This is a genomic window from Polaromonas naphthalenivorans CJ2 (genome assembly GCF_000015505.1).
Classification (GTDB): Bacteria; Pseudomonadota; Gammaproteobacteria; order Burkholderiales; family Burkholderiaceae_C; genus Polaromonas; species Polaromonas naphthalenivorans.
Map to the genome: position 1 here is coordinate 1,005,553 of NC_008781.1, position 21,091 is coordinate 1,026,643.

Consider the following 21,091-nt stretch of genomic DNA (forward strand, 5'->3'; position numbering starts at 1 on the left):
GCAACTTTATCGGCGGCGCCAGGGCAGATCAATTAACGCGCTGGCGTCACGATTTCAGTGGATGAAACAGTCGAGGGTTAACCCTTGGCTCAAGCCAGCGCCTGCCTTGACAGGCGGCAGACCGACGCCAGGGCCAGCAGGTTCGGGTCGCGCTCGCGGGTGCGCAGGAAGTTCAGGCCGATGTGCTGGCGCATCAGGAACTTCGGCTGCAGCGGGATCAGCTGCACCTTGTTGGGAATCACGTCGCGCACCCGGCCCGGCAGCAGCGTGCAGCCGATGCCGCCGCTCACCAGGTTCATCAGCGAGAAGATATCGCCCACCTTCATGGCGATGTTGGGCGTGAAGCCGGCAATGCGAAAGGCTTCGATGAAGCCGGAGTAGGTGGCAAAGCCCTCGCTCAAGCTGACAAAGCGCTCGTCGGCGCAGGCGCTCAGGTCAACGAAGTCCAGATTCGCGTAGCGGGAGCCGACCGGCGCGGCAAAATAGATGTCGTCATCGAACAGCGGGATTGATTCAATGTCGGCCTCGCCTTCGGGCACCGTCATCAGGGTCGCATCGACCAGGCCCTGCCTGAGCTTTTGCAGCAGGTCCGCATTCGAGCCCAGAATCAGTTCGGTCTGCAACTCCGGCTTGCGCAGCTTGATGCCCATGATGAGGGTCGGCACGGTCTTGATGGTGAGCGAATACAGCGAGCCGATCCTGATGCTGTCGGCCGCGTAGCCGCCGGCCTGCCGGGTCGAGGTGATGCCGTCGGCCATCAGCCTGAGCACGTCGCGCGCCACCTCGGCCAGCACCTGCGCGGCATCGGTGGGCAGCAGGTTGCGGCCTTCGTGCCGGAACAGGGTGCAGCGCACGCCTTCTTCGAGCGAGTGCAGCGCGCGGTGCACGCTGACCGTGCTGACATCGAGCAGTTCGGCCGCACGCGTCAGGTTGCCGGTTTCCATGTAGGCCAGCAGCACCTCCAGCTTGCGGAAGGTGATTTCTTCGCTGATACGGTTGTGCATGGCGGCCTTTCTGGTTTTTCAGCGGATTGTAGGGCCACCATGCCGTCTTTTTGCCATGCGCACTACGCATGGATTGCTATTGAAAAGAGAGCTGAAGGCGCATGCTGGACAAGCGCAAAAGCCCTGTTTTTCTCATAAAACAGGTCGGACGCTGCAATCCATGCCTGCCCTGGCTCAGGCCACGGGCGGCACTAGGATGGTCGCCGCAGCCGGCGCCGCCAGTTCTGGGTAGTCGCGGCTGAAATGCAGGCCCCGGCTTTCGCGGCGCAGCTGGGCCGAGCGCACGATCAGCTCGGCGACCTGCACCAGGTTGCGCAGCTCCAGCAAATCGCGCGTGACGTGGAAGTGGGCGTAGAACTCGCTGATCTCGGTCTGCAGCAGCGTGATGCGGTGCGCGGCGCGCTCCAGGCGCTTGTTGGTGCGCACGATGCCCACGTAGTCCCACATGAAGCGGCGCAGCTCGTCCCAGTTGTGCGAGATAACCACGGCCTCGTCGGCGTCGGTCACGCGGCTGTCGTCCCATTGCGGCAAATCTGGCAAAGGCAGGACGGGCGCGGCGGCGATGACCTGGGCGGCGGCGCGGGCAAACACCATGCATTCGAGCAGCGAGTTGCTGGCCAGCCGATTCGCGCCGTGCAGGCCGGTGCAGGCGGTCTCGCCCACGGCGAACAGGCCGGGCAGGTCGGTGCGGCCGGCCAAGTCGGTCAGCACGCCGCCGCAGGTGTAGTGCGCGGCCGGCACCACCGGAATCGGCTGGGTCGTGATGTCGATGCCCAGCTCGGCGCAGCGCGCCAGGATGTTGGGGAAATGCTCGTGCAAAAACTCCGGGCTCTGGTGCGAGATGTCGAGCTGCACGCAGTCCAGGCCGCGCTTTTTCATCTCGTAGTCGATGGCCCTGGCCACCACGTCGCGCGGCGCCAGCTCGGCGCGCGCGTCGTGCTCCAGCATGAAGCGCGTGCCGTCGGGCAAGACCAGCCGCCCGCCTTCGCCGCGCACCGCCTCGCTGATCAGGTAGGACTTGGCCAGCGGGTGGTACAGGCAGGTGGGGTGGAACTGGATGAACTCCAGGTTGGACACGCGGCAGCCGGCGCGCCAGGCCGCAGCGATGCCGTCGCCCGTGGCGGTGTCGGGGTTGGTGGTGTAGAGATAGACCTTGCCCGCGCCGCCCGTGGCCAGGATGGTGTGCGGCGCGCGAAAGGTCAGCACTTCGTCGGTCGCTTCGTCCAGCGCATAGAGGCCCAGGCAGCGCTGCGCGCCGGGCAAACCGAGCTTGCGCGAGGTGATCACATCGACCAGCGTGTGGTCCTCGAACACCGTGATGCCGGGCGTGGCGCGCACCACGTCGATCAGGGTGTTCTGCACGGCCGCGCCAGTGGCGTCGGTGACGTGGGCGATGCGGCGCGCGCCGTGGCCGCCCTCGCGCGTCAGGTGCAATTGCTCGCCTTCGAGCGAGAACGGCACGCCCAGCGCGCGCAGCCAGGCAATCGCGGCGGGCGCGTTCTCGACCACGAAGCGCGTGGCGGCCAGGTCGCACAGCCCGGCGCCGGCCACCAGCGTGTCGCTGATATGCGCCTCGAAGCTGTCGTCGTCGGCCAGCACGGCCGCGATGCCGCCCTGCGCCCAGCCGCTGGCGCCGTCGCTGATCGAGCGCTTGGTGATCACGGCCACGCGGTGCGTGGGCGCCAGGTGCAGCGCGGCGGACAGGCCGGCCAAGCCGCTGCCGACAATCAAAACATCAAAATCGTGGGTCATAGGGTGAGGGGCAAAAAAGAAAACAAAGGAAAAAATCAGGCCGGCGTGTAGGCCAGCCGCACATAAATCGGCGCGAACGACTCGGCCTGGGTGATTTCAAGCAGGCATTCCTTGGCCAGCTCCAGCAGCGCAATGAAGGTGACGACCAGCACCGGCATGCCGCCCGGTGCATCGAACAGTTCCTCGAATTCGAGGAACTTGCGGCCCTGCAGCCGGCGCAGCACGATGCTCATGTGCTCGCGCACCGAGAGTTCCTCGCGGGTGATGACGTGGTTCTGGACCAATTTTGCGCGTTTGACGATGCCCTGCCAGGCTTCCTGCAGTTCGACCAGCGTGACATCGGGCAGGCGCGGCTGCGTCGATTGCTCTGCATGCACGTGCGCCAGCAAAAAATCGCGGCCCAGCTGCGGCACGGTGTTGAGCTTGTGGGCGGCCAGCTTGATTTTTTCGTATTCGAGCAGGCGGCGCACCAGTTCGGCGCGCGGGTCTTCGGCTTCCTGGCTTGCATCCTGTTTTTTGGGCGGCAGCAGCATGCGCGACTTGATCTCGATCAGCATCGCGGCCATCAAGAGGTATTCGGCGGCCAGCTCCAGGTTGGTGGCGCGGATTTCATCGACATAGGCCAGGTATTGCCGGGTGACCGCCGCCATCGGAATGTCGAGGATGTTGAAATTCTGCTTGCGGATCAGGTAGAGCAGCAAATCCAGCGGGCCTTCGAAGGCTTCGAGGAACACCTTCAGCGCGTCCGGCGGGATGTACAGGTCCTTGGGCATGGCGAACATCGGCTCGCCGTAGAGCCGGGCCAGCGCGACCGGGTCGATCAGCCCCGGCAGGTCAAGGGTGATGGCGGCGGGCAGCGCCTGCAGGGGAAGTGAGTTCGGTGGCATCAAGGCAGCAGCGAAAGGGATCAGTTCATTCAGGTTGCTGCTATAAAAAACAGAGCTGCCTGCGCCGGCGCCTTGCCGGCTGCAAGCCCATTTCTTGCTTAATTGCCGTTCGGATGGGGGCTGGTGCGATAGACATAGGCTTCTTGCGCCACGCGGGCCTCGCCGTAGTCGGCCTGGTCGGCCAGGTTCAGGTTCTTGTCCCACCAGATGGCGCGACCGGCGCGCTGCTCGGTTTCCAGCGTGGGCTTGTTCGCCTTCAGACCGTCGATGAACGAGGTGATTTCAGAGGTGTAGTCGGGACGGCGAAAAATGGACATGGTCTGGATTGCCTAAAAACGTATAGTGGCGGGATTTTACCGGGGGTCTGCCTTGCGTTCATTATTTCGTTTTCCCTCGCCTGCCGGGTCCGTCGTTTCAACCAGGAAGGTGCTGTGCATGGGTCTGCTGTCGTTCATCCTGGGGCTGGCCGGCTGCGACCAGCAGCGCATCAACGAGCTGGAAGAGGGCGTGGCCACCGAGGCCGATGTGCGCGCGCGCTTTGGCGAGCCCGAGCAAATCTGGGAGGCGCGCGACATGGCCTCGCTGCCCATGCCGGGCGCAGCCGCCGAGCCCGGCGCCCGCACGCTGGAGTACAACCGCCAGCCCGCAGGCCAGGTCAACTACATGATCACCATCGCGCCGGACGGCAAGATGAGCGCGCTCAGGCAGGTTTTGACGCCGCAGAACTTTGCCAAAGTGCTGCCGGGCATGTCGATGGAGCAGGTGCGCAAGATGCTGGGCAAGCCGATGAAGGTCACGACCTATGCCCTCAAGCGGGAAACCCATTACGACTGGCGCTACCTGAACCCACCGTCCACGCCCATGATTTTCACCGTGGTGTTTGACGCGGACTTGCGCGTGCTGGGCACCGGGTCGGTGGACGAGGAAAGCGTCAATCCCCGGCGCTGAGTATTGAAGTTTTCGAATGAAATGAGGCTTTTGCGCACAAGCAGCAAGCGCTTACAGCTACTGTTTTCATAGCGCTTCAACATGCGCCAGGAAGCCCGAGCGTTCCATGACTTCGCGCGGCTGGGCATTGAGCCCGGCCAGCACCAGGCGGCCGCCGCGCGACACAATCGCTTTTTGCAACTGTTCCAGCACATCCAGGCCCGAGGTGTCCAGCACCTGCAGCGACTGCACATCGAGGCGTATCGTCAGGCCCTGCGGTGCGCTTTCCACCACGTTCAGGATCGGGTCGATCTTGGCCACCGCGCCAAAAAATAGCGATCCATAGAGCCGAAAACTGGCTTCCTCCTCGGTGTGTGAAACCATCTCCACCTGGAACAGCGAACTCATGCGCTTGACGAACAGCACGCAGGCCAGCAGCAGGCCGACCTGCAGCGCCACTGTCAAATCAAACACCACCGTCAGGAAAAACGTGCCCAGCATGATCAGCCGGTAGTGGTTGCTGGCGCGCTTGAGTTCGGCAAATTCGCGCCATTCGCCCATGTTCCAGGCGACGTACAGCAAAATGCCGGCCAGCACCGCCAGCGGCACATGCACCGCCAGCGGCGCGGCCACCAGCACCACCGTGACCAGCGTGACGGAATGCACCAGCCCCGACACCGGCGAGGTCGCGCCGGCCCGCACGTTGGTCACGGTGCGCGCAATCGTGCCGGTGGCCGGCATGCCGCCAAAAAACGGCACGACAAAATTGGCCACGCCCTGGGCCATCAGTTCCTGGTTCGGGTCGTGGCGCGGCAGCCCCGAAATCTGGTCGGCCACGCGGGCGCACAGCAGCGACTCGACCGCGCCCAGCAGCGCAATCGTGATGGTCGGCGCCACCAGCAGCCGCATCGTCGCCCACGAGAAGTCCGGAAACTCAAAGCCGGGCAGGCTGCGCGGAATGCCGCCAAAACGCGTGCCTATGGTTTCCACCGGCATGTTCAATGCATAGGCCAGCCCCGTCAGCGTGAGCAGCGCCACGATCGGCCCCGGCATGTGCGACGCAATGCGCGTGGCCCGCTTGAGCTGCAGGCCTTCGCCGGCCTGGATCAGCCGGATCAGCCGGTTGGTGAGCGCGTTCGAATAGCGCCTTTGCGTGTCAAACAGCAGCGGCCAGACCAGCAGGCCGATCACGCAGGCCAGCCCCAGGCCGAGCGCATACAGGTTCAGGGTGTCAATGTGCTGGGCAATCGCCCGCAGCTGCGAGAAAAAATCCGCCGGCATCTTGGGAATCTCCAGCCCGAACAAGTCCTTGATCTGCGACAGCGCAATCAGCACCGCGATGCCGTTGGTGAACCCCACGACGATGCTGACCGGCACATAGCGCACCAGCGTGCCAAGCCTGAAAAACCCCAGCAGGAACAGCAGCACCCCGGCGCAGGTGGTGGAAATCAGCAGGTTGGCCACGCCGTAGTGCTCGATGATTCCATAGACGATGACGATGAAGGCGCCGGCCGGGCCGCCGATCTGCACCGCCGAGCCGCCCAGCGAGGCGATCAGCGCGCCGGCAATGATGGCCGTCCAGATGCCGGCTTCGGGCTTGAGCCCCGAGGCGATGGCAAAGGCCATGGCCAGCGGCAGGGCGACGATACCAACGGTCAGGCCGGAACCCGCATCCTTGAAGAACCGTTCGCGGCTGTAGCTGGCCATCGACGACAGCATTCGCGGGCGAAACCGGGCGAAATGAAAGGGCAGGTGCATGAACAGTGATTGTGCCCTTCGACCTGCATTTGATCGAGTACGAATTGACACGAATGATTGAGTTTTCTGCAGGCCAGGGCAGCCGAACCGATTAGCCTTCGAGCCGTCTCGAAAAATCAGCGCATGGGCTTGCCGGCAGGAAAAGCTGGACAAGAAAAAACCCCAAGCAAATCAATTGCTTGGGGTCAGGTCTTGGCGGAAGCGGTGTCCGTAGAATCACTAGCATTCATGCGGGTTTCAAGGGTATTTTTTTATCTTCCCCCCATTTATACCCCCATAAGAAAAAGTGTACCCGTGCGGGCGTCAGCACAAACTGACACACTATTCAATCGCCTCTACCACTATCGACAAACTCGACAAACTCGACAGACCCAGCGCCAACAAAAAACCCAGCGCATGGCCGGGTAATGATTTGTGCAGGCGCCTGCACGGGGTGCGCACCGTAAAGCCTCATTGCTTACTTCAAAAGGCGTCCCCTGGTGCGCTGCAATTGGACTGCCGCCCAATTACGGGGTACTGGCCATGGGTACCGGATGCCTCCGGCGTTCGCTGTTCAGGGCTATGGCCAACTTCTCGCCCTGCCGAACGGTATTACTTACGCGCCGGGGTTCTTGTAGAGCCCACGGTAGTCAATCACGCCTACACCCACATCCAGGCGTACCTTGTAATCCGTGGTGTCTGTTTTCCAGCCTTCCTGCTCTTCCAGGAACGGGCGCTGCTCGCCTTCCAGGTAGGCACGCACAATGCCTTCCATCTGCGCTGGGTCGGTCGCCAGGTACCATGCCGCCTCGCTGTTGCTGTCAAGGCGCGGATCAGCCACCAGCGTCAAGCGACGAATCCAATCGGGGTTTTCGCTGTTGTTGTTGCGCGATGGGTCCACCGTAGAGTTCAGCAGCGCCTCGGCCTTGGTTTCCAGGGTGACAGGCACAAGCAGGTAACGCGGCTGCGGGTCGATATGCTCGCTGCCGTTGATGCCCTTTTGCTTGCGCATGGCCGCACGCGATGCGCCCAGCGATTCGACACTCAAGGCAGCGCCGGCAGCGGCCAGGTTGCTATGACCCGCATGGAACAGCTGCAGGCCATCGGACATTACCGGATTGCTGGTGAGCTTTCCGTACACCAGGTCAGCTTCCAAGCGCCGGGCCGCTGCGCCTTGGGTGCTTGGAATCGACGTGAGGGCGCCCAGCTCGTCATTGATGAGCGCCTGACGGGTGAAGCGCACCATCTTGCCGTAGGTTTTCACTGTGAATGATTCAGCAGACTCGGCATAAGCGCCAAAGCGGTACTCGCCGCCTTCCGGCACTTGCTCCAGGCCAGGCGCTTCAGACAGCATGGCGAGCGTTTGCTTTTTGAAGTTGGACACTTCGCGCTCGCCGGTCCAGCCGGCATGCGTGGCAGGCGCAGAGTTATAGCCCACACGCATGGCCTTGCCCGTGAGGTCTGAAAGCAACTGCGGAAAATCATCGGTGGACATGGCGGCCTTGATAACTTGGCCTTTGCTCATGCCGACGCTCGACTTGCCATGCATGCTGAGAATGCGCTCAGCCATCCCGACGATAGAAGTGCGGCGCAAGTCAGCCGCCTGAGGGTGAGGCTTGGCAACCCGGATGCCGGCACGCTCCAGTAAGACATCGACAGCCGCTGCTTTGAAATCAGGCATGCGGGGGCCGGTGCTGTTGCCGTTATAACTAAAACCATCGTTTGGGTTAACGATATTCCAGCCATTCACACTGGAGGCGTCTTTTCCTAAAAATGCCAGAAGTTTCAAGCCTGCAGCAGCAGCGGTGCATTGATGATCGTCTTCGCAAGCACGCTGCACCGCTTCTATGCCCTCACGGCTGGAAAACTTAGCAAAGCTGTAGCGGATGCTTTGGCGCCGCTCGCCATCGGCGCGGATGGCTTCGGCGCGGATCTGTTCCGCATCAGGTGTGGTATTGGTAATGGTCATGGCTGAAATCCTTGTTTGAAAGTTGAGAGGGATGGGATGGCGGCAGGCAAGAACATTGGCGGGCGCCGCCGCACGGGCGTCCGCTGAGATAATTTCGTCCACCAGGCCAAGCGCCAGGGCTTCCTGCGCTGTAAACCAGTGGTCTTGCCCATCCATCCAGGCGGCCAAGGTCTTGGCTGGCTGCCTGGTGCGGGCATAAGCGGCTTGCATCGTGAGGGCTACCTGGTCGAGCAGCGCCGCGTTTTCGCGCATGGCGCCAGCATTGCCGGAGGCATTGGTCCAGGGCGCATGAACCATGATGAGAGAGGTGGCATGGGCCTTGATGCGCTGCCCGGCCATGGCGATAACGGTTGCTGCGCTCAAGGCCCAGCCCACAATTTCCACGGTCACGCCGCCTTTCCAGGTGCGCAGCAGGTTGTAGATGGCGACGGCTTCGGACACGCTGCCGCCTTCGCTGTTGATTTCAACAATCAACGGCGTGGCGTCATCGATGTAGGAAAGCTGCGAGCGGATGTTTTCGGCGGTTACTACGCTGCCGATTTCAGAGAAGATGGAGATTTTTGAAGTGGACATGTGTTGGCTGATTTGCGATAACTAGCAAGCACTGTCGCCGCTCCTCCCTTCAATGAATAGCCCGTGTTCGCTTGAACGATCTGGTAAAGGCGTGTGGCTGAGGACGGCAGTTTGCAATCCTTCGGGCTGCTTCCATGGGCGCTCTGAGCTGCGGCAAACAGGCATTTTTTCCATTGTGGCCAGCCAGGCGCTGGCGCAGCATCCCGGCAAACCTTGGGCCAGTCGATTTTTGAAAAGCTTTTGATGAGCTTGGCCAGCCTCAGGCACCGTTCCCAATCTGACACACCGGCATCAGGCACGGCAACATGCTGCAATGCGGCCAGCAGGCTCCGGTCGCGGTTTTGCGTGTCCAGCGTCGCGGCCAGGCTTCTCTTGCCCGCGCCTTTGAAGCCTAGGGTTTCGTCCAGGGAGTCACCTGACTGCACCGCAGAGCGGATACCGGCCATGGCCCACTCGCGGACGGATGGCAAAACCGGACTGGTGACGCTACTGCGGGAAAGTCCCTGAAACAGCGCGGCCAGCTTATCGGCGGGCGTCGCTGGCATTTCGTCCAGCGCACTCTTGAGCGATGCCTCGCCAGCGGGTTGAAGCACCTGGTGCAAAAACTCCACGGAGGCATGGCTTGAGCGGTCGTGAAATATTCCCAGCAGCGCGGTTTCATCACCCGTCATGGAAGTGCTCAACGTCATGACCACTTCGCCAGCGGCTACACGCTCAAGCACCGCCACGACTTGATCCTGAGGAAACCTGCGCAGCTGCAGCATGGCAATGCCATAGGCGCAGCATGCCAAGCCGTCGATCAGGTGCTGCATGGCTTGCCTGTCTTTTTCGTCTAAGGGCTTCATGGACATACTTACTTACCTCATGAGAAAACTGTGAACTAGAAAAAAATCGCGGTTCGAATTACCCGTATGCGAGAGGTCTGCGGGAGGACCCAACAAACGGGGGGCCTTGTTGACCAATGGACTTATCCACCTCGACGCGCTCGGCTTGCACTGATGCCCTTCAGACTTTCAACCCTCACCCCCCACGCCTTAACCCCTCGAAAGTGTCGAAAGTGTCGAAAGTCTTAATTGCTTGGTTAAGGCTTTCGACACTTTCGACACTTTCGATAGGGGTAAGGCTCTATGGCTGTAAGTGGTTGATATAGAAAGAAAAAAGGTTATAAATAAGCTTATTGCGAAAGTGTCAGCAATGTCGAAACACTGGCTATATCTCAAACACCTTGGGATTGACGACATAGACCATGCTTGGCCCTGTTCCCTTATTGCGGCGCTTGTAGCCTCGCAGCACATCCTGTTGCTCCAGGCGTTCCAGCGCCTTCTGCAGCCGGTCCACGCTGCGAAAGCGCCCCTCCTGCGCCTTCTGCGCTTGGGACCTGGTGAACTCAGGCTCAGCACGCGCTTGCATCCACTTGAGGACGGCCACCGCATCACTATCCACGGCATCAGTGCCCAGCAGCCCGAACGCGGCCTGCGCATGGGGTATCAGCAGCCGCCCCAGGCGTAGCGCCCGGTCCATTGAGGCATGGCTGACCTCGACAGCATCCAGCCCGGTCTCAGCCAGCTCAAGCAGCGCCGCAATACGAGCCACCGCGCCGGGCAGCTTGCTGGTCCAGTCGCTGATGGATTCATAGCGCCCACCTTCACCTTGCTGGTGCTCGATCTCCTCGGCCAAGTCAAGCCACACATCCCGCGCCGCCTCGGACAAGGTCAGCACCTTGGGCGCTTCCACCGCGCCAGGCACGCCCTGCAGTAGGCTGAGCAGGTACAGCTTATATTCGTCGGCCACCTCCTCGGGAATGGGCGTGTGCCTGCGCACGTCGCGCTTGCCCACGTTGCTCGCCGGCATGGCGTATAGGAATCGCGCCAGCAGGCCAGAGCCTCGGAAGCGTGACGACCCCGCCACCTCGGACATGACGTCCGGCTGTATCAAGAGCCCAAAGGACAGCGCCGGTTTGTCCACATGGGCAGAGCGCCCGGCCCGGTCAACGCGCATGGCCGAACCCGCATGGCCCTGCAGGAACACGTCGATATTCGCCGCGCCGCCGTTGTAGATACCGGCCATGATGAGGAAGATTCCGGCCTCGTCCGAATGCACCGCCATGCGCTCGCCATGCTCGACCAGCATCGCCTGCAGCCGCTCAGCCGTGGTATCACCCGTGAACAGCCGTGGTGCCCGGATTTCCTCGGGCATCTCGGTTTCTTCGCGCTCGACCTCGGCCCGGATGGCTTCGCGCTCGCTGGGTTCCTTGGCCTTGGCCGCGTCCTGCAGCAGCCGCTCGACGCGCTTTTTCGCCACGGCCCGCGTTGCGTTGACCTTGGCAATGTCCCTGCGCATGCGGTCGCGCAGCAGCTTTTCCCAGTGCAGCAGCGGCCCCAGCATGGCATTCAATACGGCGCTCTTGCGCGTCCCGCTGGGGGATGCGCTCAGGGTCCACAGCGCCAGCGGCTCGGTGTAGCTGTCACCGAAAGGGGAGACCTCGAACCGGCGCTGCAGGACTGTCGCCAGCACGGCCAGGCCGCACATCACCGCCAGCGCGGGCGGCGTCTGCGTGCTTTCCGACACGGCCCGCGCCATGTCAGCCAGCCAGGACGGCAGTACCTCGGGCGGTATCGGCGGCGTGCGCAGCGTGCCCGGCAGGATGGGGTCCGGCCAGACGGGCGGCTCCACCGCAGGCACGGCTTGCGCAATTTGCCGCTGCACGTCCTCGATGCTCGCCATCGCAGCCAGGTCGTTGAAGTCAGTCGCGTTCATGGTCGTACCTCCGGGAACTTGGGGATAGCCAAATAGCCGCCCACGGCCCGTGCCGCCGCCCGCGCATGGGTCACGCCCGGATTGCCCGGCGTCTGAAAATCGTTGTCCGCACAGACGATCATGCGAAGCGCGGGAAACTTACCGCGCAGCGCCTTCGCCACGGCCAGCAGGTTGCCGCAATTGAACGCCACCGCCACGGCCCGTCCCGTGGCCTGGTAGAGCGTGCTGGCCGTCGCCAGGCCCTCGCACAGCAGCAGCGAGTCCACTGGCCTGCCAATGGCGAAGTAGCAGCCCGCGATGCGCCCGCCCGTCAGAAAGCGCTTGGAGCCGTCCGGGCTGATGAACTGCAGCGTGTGCAGCTCGCCCTGCACATCACGCGCTGCAATGACCAGCATGTCGCGCAGCTGGCGAATGCCGTAAGCGCCGATCTGCTTCTTTTTCAGGTAGGGGTGCGCATTGGTGGCCGGGCGAGCCGTGGCCCACAGCTTGGCGGCTCGCTCGCGTGCAGACGCCTGCACATTGCCCAGCTCAGTCGCCCGCGCGGCCTGCGCTGCCTTCATCTGGCGTTGCAGTTCGGCCCGCTCTGCAGGTGTGGGCGGCTTGTCGCTGCGCTTTTCGCACCATGTGTGCGACTCGCCGGTTTTCCAGCTGCCAAAGGCACCGGCCATCACCGGATGGCTGTACAGCACGGCCCAGCCGTTGCGGCTGCCCGCCTTGTCGCCCTCGATGCGGTAGCGCTGCAGTTTGCCGTCGCCCGTCAGATTCAAGTCACCCGATGGGGTCAGGCCAGCGGCTGCAAGGGCTTGGCGGAAGTGGTCAGGGGTATGGCTCATGCTGCACCGCCGATCTTGCTGGCTTCGATAAGCTCAGCCTTGCGGGTGTCATCGCCCAGGCGGTCAAGCATGTCAACCAGCGGCGTGATCTGGTCGTAAAACAGCCCGGATACTCGCGCGATATCTGACGACTGGTGTTCATGAAGGAGGCTGGACAGTTCATGAAGATGGGCCGCCAGACCCCAGCAATAGGCTACGCGCTCATGCAGCGTGCTGGCTTCGTTCAGGATGGCCGTCGGCTGCACAGAGGGTTTCCAGTTGTTGGAATACCCAGAATCCAGGCGAAGGGGGGCAGTAGAAGTGTTTTCCATGGCTCAAACCCTCCCGCTTTGAACTGAATCACGGTGGAGCTGGCTCATGGCCTGTTGAAACACATTGGCCAAAGGCTCGATGCGATGAATAATCAAGGCAGAAAAGTCGCCCTTGTCGATATCGTCAATGCCACCGACCAATGCATTTGCAGCGGCTTGCATAGACCGCAATTCAGCCCAGCACCACGCCATCAAATCGAGCGGGCTGGCCTCTGGGTTAAGGATGACGGCGGGAGTCCGTGCGTTCAGATTAATCCAGTTTTGTGCCAGGTAGCCCATAACGGGCGTGACAGGTGTGTTTTCCATGACTCAAGCCTTCCCTTGAAGCTGGTTCAGGGCGGCGAGCGCTTGCATGGCCTTGCGGGCTGCTGCGGGCAGATTGGCAGCAGGCTGGCGCAGGTAGTGCAGCGCCATTGCCAGGGCGTTATGCGCCTCGGCGTGCAGTTGAATGGTGTCGGGGGTGCCCGTTGTGAGCAGAGAATGCGCGAGCGCGCAGGCGGATTTAGCCATGATGGCCTCCAAGGATGTCGATTTGCAAAAACCGACGCACCCATCGTCAAATGAGGGCGGCAGCTCGAACGGGTTGACGAACCGGGACATCCTTGCGGAAACCGGCAGAGCTTGCGCTCTCCCATTCGAGCCGCCAAAAACTGGAGGCACAAATTCAAAAGCCGCAGACCATATGCGGTGGCTGCGGCTTACGTCGCAGGATGTCAACAGGTCGTCAAACCCGTGGTGTTTTTCAGCACCGGGAAGAACTTTAGCACAGCGTTTCATTACTGTGTGGCGCTTTTTGAAGCCAGATGCTATATTTGGGTGCGTATTTTTGATAGCCGTCGTGGTGGTGTGGTAGCCCCCGGCGGCTTTTCTTTTGGGCGTATGGCTACCGGCCAGCCGCCTTACCCCTGTCGAAAAAGTAGAAAGACTCGAAAAACTGAGTTCTTGATTCCTGCCGCTCATTGCGTGCTGCCCGCCTGTTGCGCCGCAATAAATGCCTCGACTTGGCCAGCGTCCCAGACGGTCGTGCCTGCGGCCAGCTTGAACGGCTTGGGAAATTTATTTTGACGAACCCAACGCCAGATAGTGGCGGGGCTGACGGGCAACAGGCCCGGTCTGTCATTGAGGCTTGCCAGTTGAGCAAGACGGATAACGCGCTGTGACATAAAACACTCCAAGTTGCATCACCGTGATGCAGTAGGAGGAGTAAAACGGCTTTAAGGCCTGTTTTTTTGAGTCGTGCCAGTCGTGGCCTTGGAGTGGCTTCCAGTGGCTTTAGAGTGGCCTCGGTGTTGTCATTTTTCGAATTACTTCCCGGATTGCTTTCAAGTCGGCGCTTTTCGTATTGCCATCAGCGGTGTAGTAGTCAAAGCCTTGGCCAGGAAGGAGTTTTGCAATTTGCGCAGGCTGGTTAATCCTGAATGCACCAAGCACCTCATGCACTGTTGGCAACGGTTGCCCCATGTTGTGAGCATCCTGCAGCACGTTGAAAAGCGGTTCTGAGTAACCTTGAAACCGCTTAGGTCTGATGACTGTCCAGCCGGGCGAGTGAGTTTCTAATGCTTTAGTGAACTTCTCTTTTCTGGCAAGGTCAGCTAAATTCTCAAGGCTTTCCCGGTTTAATTGAATGCCATGTGTCGCATACCAGCGCACACAATCATCAAGATCAAGAAGCCAGTTCATATCTGGAACGGGAGCGTCTAAGCCGTCCGCCCCATACATCCCTGCTGAAAGCAACCGTTTATATTGGCTAAGCGGTAAAAAGGTGTGAGGGTGCCTAATCGTGTCGAGTTTTCCAGCTGCAAGGTCGAGCCCTGCAATTCGCAAGTAATCCACGTAAGCCTTTTGTGCCTGAGTCAGCTCTCCCGTAATTGTTGTGGTCCCTTCTTGTGTGAACTTGGCCAGCACCAACAGTGCAGCGCATTGAGCAAGCGTCAAACACCCATGGTGGGCAAGTGAGGAAAAATCAGACAGTCTGTCAATCGCATCCATTGATGCATTTGCAGTGGCTTCAAGACCGTCACTGAAATTCGGCATAAGCACCCCCGTGCAGCCCCGGATGAAGGAGTCCCAGCAGGCCAGCCGGGGGTCTGGCTTTTCGTCCGAGCTTCGAGGTCGGACTAGCTGGGGCAAAAAAGATTATCCGGCCTTGAACCTCACCACGTTGTCACCGATGGCCGGGGCGGTGTTTACAAACGCGGCCCACTCGCTCATGAGCTGGCGGCGCTTGTCGAACAGGTCGCCGCGCCGGTAGGCGGCTTCGGTGTCGTTGCCGATGGCGTGCGCCAGGGCCATTTCCCGGACCTCGGCAGGGTAGGCGGTGCGCTCGGCTGTCCAGTCGGTGAACGTCGAGCGGAACCCGTGCGGAACGGCTGTCAGCTTCATCCGGCGCATGACCAGCGTCAGGCTCATGTCGCTGAGCGGCTTCTCAATGTCGCGGCCAGGAAAAATTAAATCCGTGCCCTCGAACCGGGGCAGCCCGGCCAGCAGCGTAATGACTGGTGCGCTCAGGGGGATGCGGTGCGGGCGGCCCGATTTCATGCGCTCGCCCGGGATGCTCCAGGTGCCAGCGTTCAGGTCCAGCTCTGACCAGGTCGCGCCCCGTACTTCACCAGAGCGGCAAGCGTTCAGGATAGCGAATTCCAGGCAACGGGCACTCATGCCCTTGACGCTGCGCAGGCGTTGCATGAAGGCGTGCATGTCGTCAATCGGCACGGCTTCAAAGGACTCGCGCTTGTTGACCTTGGAAGGCTTGGGCAGCACCTGGTCAAGATGCCCGCGCCAGGTCGCCGGATTGAAGCCCTTGGGGCGGTAGCCTTGGGCGGCGGCCCATGAAATCACCAGCTCGATGCGGTTGCGAACCCGGACCATCGTTTCATTCTTGGTGGACCACAGCGGGCGGATGGCGGTCGTTACGTCGCCCGTGTCCACGTCCCTGACGTGCTTGTCGCCAAACACGGGGTAAACGTAGGTTTCCAGGGTGTTGCGCCATTGCTGGCCGTGCTTGGCGTTCTTCCAACTGGGGGCGTGCGTTTCGATGTACGCCAGGGCGCAGGTCTTGAATGTCCAGGCGATGATTTCCTGTCGGGCTTTGCGTTTGGCCACCGGGTCGATGCCATTGCGGATTTCATCCAGGGTTGCCCGTGCTCTTTCCCATGCAGCCGCCAGCGTGACAGCCGGATAACTGCCCAGGCCAATATCGCAGCGTTTAGGGCCGATGGTGGTGCGCAAAATCCATGATTTCGCGCCTGTAGCCTTGATGCTCAGGCGTAGGCCCGGCACAGTGCCCACGGGATGAAGGCCAGGCTGGGTCAATCGCTTGACTTCCATCGCGCCCATTTCTTTTGCGATTTTTCCCATAGCTCCCCCATTGATTCGAAATCATCCCCCCATCCGGTTCCTGCGTCCCCCCATCAAAAGATGCGCTTGGACAACATGGGGTGATACGGCATGATTCGAACTATACAGGGAGAAATTGAATTCTATGGGGGGACTGAGACGAAAAAAAACCCCCTAATAGGGGGTTCCGGCGGAAGCGGTGAGATTCGAACTCACGGAGGACTCGCATCCTCGGCAGTTTTCAAGACTGCTGCATTCAACCGCTCTGCCACGCTTCCAAGCCCGCTAGTTTAACCGCAGGGCGGGATGGGCTTGGGGCTGGAACGGAAAAAATAGGCGTCAGGCCGGCTGCAGCATGCCTTTGGTTTCGATGAAGGCCACCACCTCGGCCAGGCCGGTGTTGGTCTTGAGGTTGGTCATGACGAAAGGCTTCAGGCCCTTGGCCGTGGTGCGCATGCGGATGGTATCTAGCTGCATCACACCCAGGTCGGCGCCCACGTAGGGCGCCAGGTCGGTCTTGTTGATGACGAACAGATCGCTCTTGGTGATGCCCGGGCCGCCCTTGCGCGGGATTTTTTCGCCGGCAGCCACGTCGATCACGTAGATGGTCAGGTCGCTCAGTTCGGGGCTGAAGGTGGCGGCGAGGTTGTCACCGCCGGACTCGATGAACACCACGTCGGCATCGGGAAACTCCACCAGCATGCGGTCGATGGCCTCCAGATTGATCGAGGCGTCTTCGCGGATCGCCGTGTGCGGGCAGCCGCCGGTTTCCACGCCCATGATGCGCTCGGCGTCCAGAGCGCCGCTGACGGTCAGCAGGCGCTGGTCTTCCTTGGTATAGATGTCGTTGGTGATGGCCACCAGGTCGTATTTGTCCTTCATGGCCTTGCAGAGCATCTCCAGCAGGGTGGTTTTTCCCGAGCCGACGGGGCCGCCAATGCCCACGCGAAGGGGCGGCAGTTTTTTGGTGCGGTTGGCGATGTGGTGCAGGCTCATGGGGCTTTCCCTTGGACGGTTAAAGGGGCGGCGCTTCGTCAGGAGCGAAACAGCCGCGAATACTGGGTTTCATGCTGGGCCGACAAAATCGCCAGCATGGGGGAAAACGCCTGGCGTTCGCTGTCGGGCAGCCGCAGGGCCGACTCGACCGCCGCCGGAATGTCGCGGCTCAGGCGCGCCAGGATGCGCTGGCCGGCGCTTTGGCCCAGCGGCACCGACTTGAGCGCGGCCTGCATCATGTTCTCGGCCCAGCCAAAGGCATAGGCCAGCAGGCAGTCGCGCACGCCGGCCTCTAGCTGCGATGCGGCCAACGCAAACGCGACCGGATAGGTCGGCTGCATGCGGGCGCAGGCGGCGATGTGCGCTGCGTTGGCGCCGTCATGGTTGCGCAGCCAGTCGAGCAGCGAGCGGCCCATCTGCTCGGCCTGCAGCCGCAGCTCGCTGGATTCACGGGTCTGCAGAACCCAGTCGTTGAGTTGCTGGATGCGTGGCAGGTCGCTGGCGCGCCAGGCTGGAATCGCCTGGGCAATCACGGCCAGGTCGCCGCGCGCCAGCGTCAGGTAAAGCTGGTCGGCCAGCCAGTCGGACGCTATGCTTTCCGTAGCTACACCCGCCCGGTCCACGGCCGCTTCAAGCACTTCCGAGTAAGAAAACCCGCCCACGGGCAAGGCCGGGGAGGCGAGCCAGATCAGCTGGAGCAGGCTGGCCGCTGGCAGGGTTTCGGCCGCTTGCGTCAATGGCTGTGCGGCTTGCGCGGATGGATCTGGATGGCTACCGGCTTGATGGCCTGCGGTGCATGAGCGTGGTCATGGCCATGGTTGCAATCCGGTCCGTGGACATGGGCGGCTGGCGGCACGGCGGCGGGGACAGGCGTTGCGGCAGGCGCATGCGTGTGGCCGTGGCCGCCCGCGCTGTACGCGCCGCCCTCGGGCTCAAAGGCTTCGCTCACTTCCTGAACCGTCAGGTGCATGGCGCGCAGCATGTCGGCCAGTACATGGTCGGGCTCGATTTTCAGGTGGTCGGGTTTGAGTTCAATCGGCACATGGCGGTTGCCCAGGTGGTAGGCCGCGCGGGTCAAATCGAACGCCGAGCCGTGCGACGCGCAGGCCGTGATGCGCAGCACCGGCTGCGGCGCGGCAATCACCCGTACCATCGAGCCGTCCTCGGCGATCAGCACGTCGCCGCCGCGCACCAGCGTGCCGCGCGGCAGGAACACGCCGAGCTGGCGGCCGAGCGAATCCAGCGCGTCAAAGCGGCTTTTCTGGCGCACGTCCCAGTCGATCTCTAAGGTGGACGCGCGTTTGACCAGCACCGGAGCCAGGCCGGCGCCCTGCGAAATGAGTTTGGAGATTTGAAGCATCGCTTGATTAAAACAAAAAGTAGCGCTGCGTCATCGGCAGGCTGCTGGCCGGCTCGCAGGTCAGCAGTTGCCCGTCGGCGCGCACCAGGTAGGTCTGGGCGTCGATTTCCATTTTCGGCAGGTAATTGTTATGGATCATGTGCTGCTTGCGCACGCCGCGAATGTTCTTCACCGCGCTCAGCGTCTTGGCCAGGCCGAAGCGCTCCTTGATGCCGGCGGCCAGCCCGGCCTGCGACACAAAGGTCAATGATCCCCTGGCAGTCGCGCCGCCGAACGCGCCGAACATGGGCCGGTAATGCACCGGCTGCGGCGTGGGAATCGAGGCGTTCGGGTCGCCCATGGCGGCCATGGCGATGAACCCGCCTTTCAGAATAATGGACGGCTTGATGCCGAAAAACGCCGGCTTCCAGACCACCAGGTCGGCGAACTTGCCGACTTCGATCGAGCCGACCTCGTGCGAGATGCCGTGGGCAATCGCCGGGTTGATGGTGTATTTGGCGATGTAGCGCTTGACGCGGAAATTGTCGTGGCGCTCGGTGTCGCCGGGCAGCTTGCCGCGCTGCTGCTTCATCTTGTGCGCGTTCTGCCAGGTGCGGATGATGACCTCGCCGACCCGGCCCATGGCCTGGCTGTCGCTGGACATCATGCTGATCGCGCCCAGGTCGTGCAGGATGTCTTCGGCGGCAATGGTTTCCTTGCGGATGCGGCTTTCGGCGAAGGCCAGGTCCTCGGCAATCGCCGGGTCCAGGTGGTGGCAGACCATCAGCATGTCCACATGCTCGTCGAGCGTGTTGACGGTGTAGGGCATGGTCGGGTTGGTCGAGGACGGCAAAAAGTTCGCCTCGCCGACCACGCGCAAAATATCGGGCGCGTGGCCGCCGCCCGCGCCTTCGGTGTGAAACGCGCACAGGCTGCGCCCCTTGGTGGCGGCAATCGTGTTCTCGACAAAGCCAGATTCGTTGAGCGTGTCGCTGTGAATCGCCACCTGCACGTCGGTTTCCTCGGCCACATCGAGGCAGTTGCTGATGGCGGCTGGCGTCGTGCCCCAGTCCTCGTGCAGCTTGAGGCCGATCACGCCGGCATTGACCTGTTCGTGCAGCGCGGCCGGCAGGCTGGCATTGCCCTTGCCGAGAAAACCGAGGTTCATCGGAAAGGCGTCGGCGGCCTGCAGCATGCGGGCTATGTTCCACGGCCCCGGCGTGCAGGTGGTGGCGAAGGTACCGGTGGCCGGCCCGGTGCCGCCGCCCATCATGGTGGTCACGCCCGAGGTCAGCGCTTCCTCGATCTGCTGCGGGCAGATGAAGTGGATGTGCGAGTCGATGCCGCCGGCCGTCACGATCATGCCTTCGCAGCTGATGATCTCGGTGCCGGGGCCGATGATGATGTCCACGCCCGGCTGAACGTCGGGGTTGCCGGCCTTGCCGATGGCGGCAATGCGCCCGCCTTTGAGGCCAATGTCGGCCTTGACGATGCCCCAGTGGTCGAGGATCAGCGCATTCGTCATCACCGTGTCCATGGCGCCTTCGGCATTGGTTCTTTGCGACTGCGCCATGCCATCGCGAATCGTCTTGCCGCCGCCGAACTTGACTTCTTCGCCGTAGCCGCCGGCGCGCAGCGTGTAGTCGGCTTCGACTTCAACCATCAAATCGGTGTCGGCCAGCCGCAGCCGGTCGCCGACGGTGGGGCCGAACATTTCCGCGTAGGCGCGGCGTCCAATGGTTGCCATCAAAGCGCTCCCTGAATGAGGCCGCGAAAGCCGTAGATTTTTCTCTCGCCTGCAAAGTCCACCAGCTCGACGGTGCGCTGCTGGCCGGGCTCGAAACGCACGGCGGTGCCGGACGCAATGTTCAGCCGCATGCCGCGCGCCGCATCGCGGTCAAAACCCAGCGCCGCGTTGGTTTCTGCGAAGTGGTAATGCGAGCCGACCTGGATGGGCCGGTCGGCGGTGTTTTGCACGACCAATGTCACGGTGCGCCGGCCTTCGTTGAGCAGGTGGTCGGGGCCATCGGTGATCAGTTCGCCTGGAATCATGGTGGTGCTTCCTTCAGGTCAGTTGGGTCAACAGCGTCAGGCCCAGCATGGCCACGCCTGCGCCGGCCATGCGTGAAACCCAGGCGGTGTTGCGCAAGGCCAGGCCCAGCCCCAGTCCGGTGGCGTGCAGCGCGAGCGTCGCGAGCAGCATGCCGAGCAACGGTCCCTCGATGTTCGCCGCGCCTGCCAGCTCCGTGCCATGGGCCACGCCGTGAAACACCGCAAACACGCCGACGAGCGCCGCTGCCAGCACGACAGGCATCTGCGTGCGCAAGGCCACCAGCAAGCCCAGCACCAGCAGCGATGCGGCAATGATCGGCTCGACGGCCGGCAGTTCCATGCCGGCCAGGCCCAGCAGGGCGCCCGCCAGCAGCATGCTTGCGAAGGCCAGCGGCGTGGTCCACAGGCGGCGCGCGCTCAAGGCGCTCCAGAACCCGACGGCCAGCATCGCGGCCAGATGGTCCAGGCCGGTGAAGGGATGCAGCAGTCCGTCAAGGACACCAATCTCCGCGTGTACCCCTAAATCAGTGCCAATATGGGCTTTTGCGCTTGTCACTATTGCACAGGCAGCTATTAAAAAAAGAGCGCGAGGTGGTTTGCGTGGCATGGGGATGATTT

Annotated in this window: 22 protein-coding genes and 1 tRNA gene; 1 reads left to right on the forward strand and 22 read right to left on the reverse strand. The window is 62.1% G+C overall.

Annotation, left to right across the window (positions count from 1 at the left end):
• Positions 1 to 89 precede the first annotated feature (89 nt).
• The 4 genes from PNAP_RS04765 to PNAP_RS04780 all read right to left on the reverse strand — a co-directional run bounded on the left by PNAP_RS04765 (position 90) and on the right by PNAP_RS04780 (position 3,960).
• Positions 90 to 1,004: a LysR family transcriptional regulator gene (locus PNAP_RS04765; RefSeq protein WP_011800366.1), complete on the reverse strand. Its 915-nt coding sequence runs from the start codon at positions 1,002 to 1,004 to the stop codon at positions 90 to 92.
• A 174-nt stretch (positions 1,005 to 1,178) separates the two neighbouring features.
• Complete coding sequence (gene nadB, locus PNAP_RS04770) at positions 1,179 to 2,756, reverse strand: L-aspartate oxidase (RefSeq protein WP_011800367.1); 1,578 nt, start codon at positions 2,754 to 2,756, stop codon at positions 1,179 to 1,181.
• Between the two features lie 35 nt (positions 2,757 to 2,791).
• The gene (locus PNAP_RS04775; protein WP_011800368.1) at positions 2,792 to 3,643 is read right to left on the reverse strand and encodes a segregation and condensation protein A; all 852 of its coding nucleotides are present in this window, start codon (positions 3,641 to 3,643) and stop codon (positions 2,792 to 2,794) included.
• A gap of 98 nt (positions 3,644 to 3,741) precedes the next feature.
• Complete coding sequence (locus PNAP_RS04780) at positions 3,742 to 3,960, reverse strand: DUF3460 family protein (RefSeq protein ID WP_011800369.1); 219 nt, start codon at positions 3,958 to 3,960, stop codon at positions 3,742 to 3,744.
• 118 nt (positions 3,961 to 4,078) lie between these two features.
• Between PNAP_RS04780 and bamE the strand changes: the two genes are divergently transcribed.
• Positions 4,079 to 4,591, forward strand: coding sequence for an outer membrane protein assembly factor BamE domain-containing protein (gene bamE / locus PNAP_RS04785; RefSeq protein ID WP_011800370.1), 513 nt, complete (start codon positions 4,079 to 4,081; stop codon positions 4,589 to 4,591).
• A gap of 66 nt (positions 4,592 to 4,657) precedes the next feature.
• On the opposite strand, the gene PNAP_RS04790 is transcribed toward bamE, so the two are convergent.
• The 18 genes from PNAP_RS04790 to PNAP_RS04875 all read right to left on the reverse strand — a co-directional run bounded on the left by PNAP_RS04790 (position 4,658) and on the right by PNAP_RS04875 (position 21,080).
• Positions 4,658 to 6,328, reverse strand: coding sequence for a SulP family inorganic anion transporter (locus tag PNAP_RS04790; protein ID WP_011800371.1), 1,671 nt, complete (start codon positions 6,326 to 6,328; stop codon positions 4,658 to 4,660).
• A 595-nt stretch (positions 6,329 to 6,923) separates the two neighbouring features.
• Positions 6,924 to 8,849 carry a ClpP-like prohead protease/major capsid protein fusion protein gene (locus PNAP_RS04795; RefSeq protein WP_011800372.1) on the reverse strand — a complete coding sequence of 642 codons (1,926 nt, stop codon included), beginning with the start codon at positions 8,847 to 8,849 and terminating at the stop codon, positions 6,924 to 6,926.
• Positions 8,804 to 9,613 (reverse strand): hypothetical protein, encoded by an 810-nt coding sequence (locus tag PNAP_RS04800; RefSeq protein WP_198140671.1) that lies wholly within the window; start codon positions 9,611 to 9,613, stop codon positions 8,804 to 8,806. Before PNAP_RS04800 ends, PNAP_RS04795 begins: the two co-directional genes overlap by 46 nt.
• 445 nt (positions 9,614 to 10,058) lie before the next feature.
• Entirely contained in the window at positions 10,059 to 11,606 is a 1,548-nt protein-coding gene (locus tag PNAP_RS04805; RefSeq protein WP_011800374.1) for a YfjI family protein, read from the reverse strand.
• On the reverse strand, positions 11,603 to 12,439 hold the full coding sequence (locus tag PNAP_RS04810; protein ID WP_011800375.1) for a hypothetical protein: 837 nt from the start codon (positions 12,437 to 12,439) through the stop codon (positions 11,603 to 11,605). Before PNAP_RS04810 ends, PNAP_RS04805 begins: the two co-directional genes overlap by 4 nt.
• Positions 12,436 to 12,750 carry a hypothetical protein gene (locus tag PNAP_RS04815; protein ID WP_011800376.1) on the reverse strand — a complete coding sequence of 105 codons (315 nt, stop codon included), beginning with the start codon at positions 12,748 to 12,750 and terminating at the stop codon, positions 12,436 to 12,438. Before PNAP_RS04815 ends, PNAP_RS04810 begins: the two co-directional genes overlap by 4 nt.
• Before the next feature lie 3 nt (positions 12,751 to 12,753).
• Positions 12,754 to 13,056 (reverse strand): hypothetical protein, encoded by a 303-nt coding sequence (locus PNAP_RS04820; RefSeq protein ID WP_011800377.1) that lies wholly within the window; start codon positions 13,054 to 13,056, stop codon positions 12,754 to 12,756.
• 3 nt (positions 13,057 to 13,059) lie between these two features.
• The gene (locus PNAP_RS27845) at positions 13,060 to 13,710 is read right to left on the reverse strand and encodes a hypothetical protein (RefSeq protein ID WP_232290753.1); all 651 of its coding nucleotides are present in this window, start codon (positions 13,708 to 13,710) and stop codon (positions 13,060 to 13,062) included.
• The gene (locus PNAP_RS04830) at positions 13,707 to 13,913 is read right to left on the reverse strand and encodes a helix-turn-helix transcriptional regulator (protein WP_041376529.1); all 207 of its coding nucleotides are present in this window, start codon (positions 13,911 to 13,913) and stop codon (positions 13,707 to 13,709) included. The genes PNAP_RS27845 and PNAP_RS04830 overlap by 4 nt, the downstream gene beginning before the upstream one ends.
• 109 nt (positions 13,914 to 14,022) lie before the next feature.
• A complete protein-coding gene (locus PNAP_RS24875) occupies positions 14,023 to 14,784 on the reverse strand; it encodes a hypothetical protein (protein ID WP_157040212.1) in 762 nt (253 codons plus the stop codon).
• Between the two features lie 102 nt (positions 14,785 to 14,886).
• Positions 14,887 to 16,107 carry a tyrosine-type recombinase/integrase gene (locus tag PNAP_RS04840; RefSeq protein WP_011800381.1) on the reverse strand — a complete coding sequence of 407 codons (1,221 nt, stop codon included), beginning with the start codon at positions 16,105 to 16,107 and terminating at the stop codon, positions 14,887 to 14,889.
• 170 nt (positions 16,108 to 16,277) lie between these two features.
• Positions 16,278 to 16,364: transfer RNA gene (locus PNAP_RS04845), tRNA-Ser, on the reverse strand.
• Between the two features lie 61 nt (positions 16,365 to 16,425).
• The gene (ureG, locus tag PNAP_RS04850; protein ID WP_011800382.1) at positions 16,426 to 17,082 is read right to left on the reverse strand and encodes an urease accessory protein UreG; all 657 of its coding nucleotides are present in this window, start codon (positions 17,080 to 17,082) and stop codon (positions 16,426 to 16,428) included.
• A gap of 38 nt (positions 17,083 to 17,120) precedes the next feature.
• Positions 17,121 to 17,819 (reverse strand): urease accessory protein UreF, encoded by a 699-nt coding sequence (locus PNAP_RS04855; RefSeq protein ID WP_011800383.1) that lies wholly within the window; start codon positions 17,817 to 17,819, stop codon positions 17,121 to 17,123.
• Positions 17,816 to 18,442 (reverse strand): urease accessory protein UreE, encoded by a 627-nt coding sequence (gene ureE / locus PNAP_RS04860; protein WP_011800384.1) that lies wholly within the window; start codon positions 18,440 to 18,442, stop codon positions 17,816 to 17,818. The genes PNAP_RS04855 and ureE overlap by 4 nt, the downstream gene beginning before the upstream one ends.
• Before the next feature lie 7 nt (positions 18,443 to 18,449).
• Positions 18,450 to 20,168 carry an urease subunit alpha gene (ureC, locus tag PNAP_RS04865; RefSeq protein ID WP_011800385.1) on the reverse strand — a complete coding sequence of 573 codons (1,719 nt, stop codon included), beginning with the start codon at positions 20,166 to 20,168 and terminating at the stop codon, positions 18,450 to 18,452.
• On the reverse strand, positions 20,168 to 20,473 hold the full coding sequence (locus tag PNAP_RS04870) for an urease subunit beta (RefSeq protein WP_011800386.1): 306 nt from the start codon (positions 20,471 to 20,473) through the stop codon (positions 20,168 to 20,170). Before PNAP_RS04870 ends, ureC begins: the two co-directional genes overlap by 1 nt.
• A 13-nt stretch (positions 20,474 to 20,486) precedes the next feature.
• Entirely contained in the window at positions 20,487 to 21,080 is a 594-nt protein-coding gene (locus tag PNAP_RS04875) for a HupE/UreJ family protein (protein WP_011800387.1), read from the reverse strand.
• Positions 21,081 to 21,091 lie beyond the last annotated feature (11 nt).

Excerpts from the sequence above, each read along its gene's own strand:
- PNAP_RS04765 (WP_011800366.1), bottom strand. The coding sequence starts at position 1,004 with ATGCACAACCGTATCAGCGAAGAAATCACCTTCCGCAAGCTGGAGGTG.
- nadB (WP_011800367.1), bottom strand. The coding sequence starts at position 2,756 with ATGACCCACGATTTTGATGTTTTGATTGTCGGCAGCGGCTTGGCCGGC.
- PNAP_RS04775 (WP_011800368.1), bottom strand. The coding sequence starts at position 3,643 with ATGCCACCGAACTCACTTCCCCTGCAGGCGCTGCCCGCCGCCATCACC.
- PNAP_RS04780 (WP_011800369.1), bottom strand. The coding sequence starts at position 3,960 with ATGTCCATTTTTCGCCGTCCCGACTACACCTCTGAAATCACCTCGTTC.
- bamE (WP_011800370.1), top strand. The coding sequence starts at position 4,079 with ATGGGTCTGCTGTCGTTCATCCTGGGGCTGGCCGGCTGCGACCAGCAG.
- PNAP_RS04790 (WP_011800371.1), bottom strand. The coding sequence starts at position 6,328 with ATGCACCTGCCCTTTCATTTCGCCCGGTTTCGCCCGCGAATGCTGTCG.
- PNAP_RS04795 (WP_011800372.1), bottom strand. The coding sequence starts at position 8,849 with ATGTCCACTTCAAAAATCTCCATCTTCTCTGAAATCGGCAGCGTAGTA.
- PNAP_RS04800 (WP_198140671.1), bottom strand. The coding sequence starts at position 9,613 with ATGCTGCAGCTGCGCAGGTTTCCTCAGGATCAAGTCGTGGCGGTGCTT.
- PNAP_RS04805 (WP_011800374.1), bottom strand. The coding sequence starts at position 11,606 with ATGAACGCGACTGACTTCAACGACCTGGCTGCGATGGCGAGCATCGAG.
- PNAP_RS04810 (WP_011800375.1), bottom strand. The coding sequence starts at position 12,439 with ATGAGCCATACCCCTGACCACTTCCGCCAAGCCCTTGCAGCCGCTGGC.
- PNAP_RS04815 (WP_011800376.1), bottom strand. The coding sequence starts at position 12,750 with ATGGAAAACACTTCTACTGCCCCCCTTCGCCTGGATTCTGGGTATTCC.
- PNAP_RS04820 (WP_011800377.1), bottom strand. The coding sequence starts at position 13,056 with ATGGAAAACACACCTGTCACGCCCGTTATGGGCTACCTGGCACAAAAC.
- PNAP_RS27845 (WP_232290753.1), bottom strand. The coding sequence starts at position 13,710 with ATGAGCGGCAGGAATCAAGAACTCAGTTTTTCGAGTCTTTCTACTTTT.
- PNAP_RS04830 (WP_041376529.1), bottom strand. The coding sequence starts at position 13,913 with ATGTCACAGCGCGTTATCCGTCTTGCTCAACTGGCAAGCCTCAATGAC.
- PNAP_RS24875 (WP_157040212.1), bottom strand. The coding sequence starts at position 14,784 with ATGCCGAATTTCAGTGACGGTCTTGAAGCCACTGCAAATGCATCAATG.
- PNAP_RS04840 (WP_011800381.1), bottom strand. The coding sequence starts at position 16,107 with ATGGGAAAAATCGCAAAAGAAATGGGCGCGATGGAAGTCAAGCGATTG.
- ureG (WP_011800382.1), bottom strand. The coding sequence starts at position 17,082 with ATGAGCCTGCACCACATCGCCAACCGCACCAAAAAACTGCCGCCCCTT.
- ureE (WP_011800384.1), bottom strand. The coding sequence starts at position 18,442 with ATGCTTCAAATCTCCAAACTCATTTCGCAGGGCGCCGGCCTGGCTCCG.
- ureC (WP_011800385.1), bottom strand. The coding sequence starts at position 20,168 with ATGGCAACCATTGGACGCCGCGCCTACGCGGAAATGTTCGGCCCCACC.
- PNAP_RS04870 (WP_011800386.1), bottom strand. The coding sequence starts at position 20,473 with ATGATTCCAGGCGAACTGATCACCGATGGCCCCGACCACCTGCTCAAC.
- PNAP_RS04875 (WP_011800387.1), bottom strand. The coding sequence starts at position 21,080 with ATGCCACGCAAACCACCTCGCGCTCTTTTTTTAATAGCTGCCTGTGCA.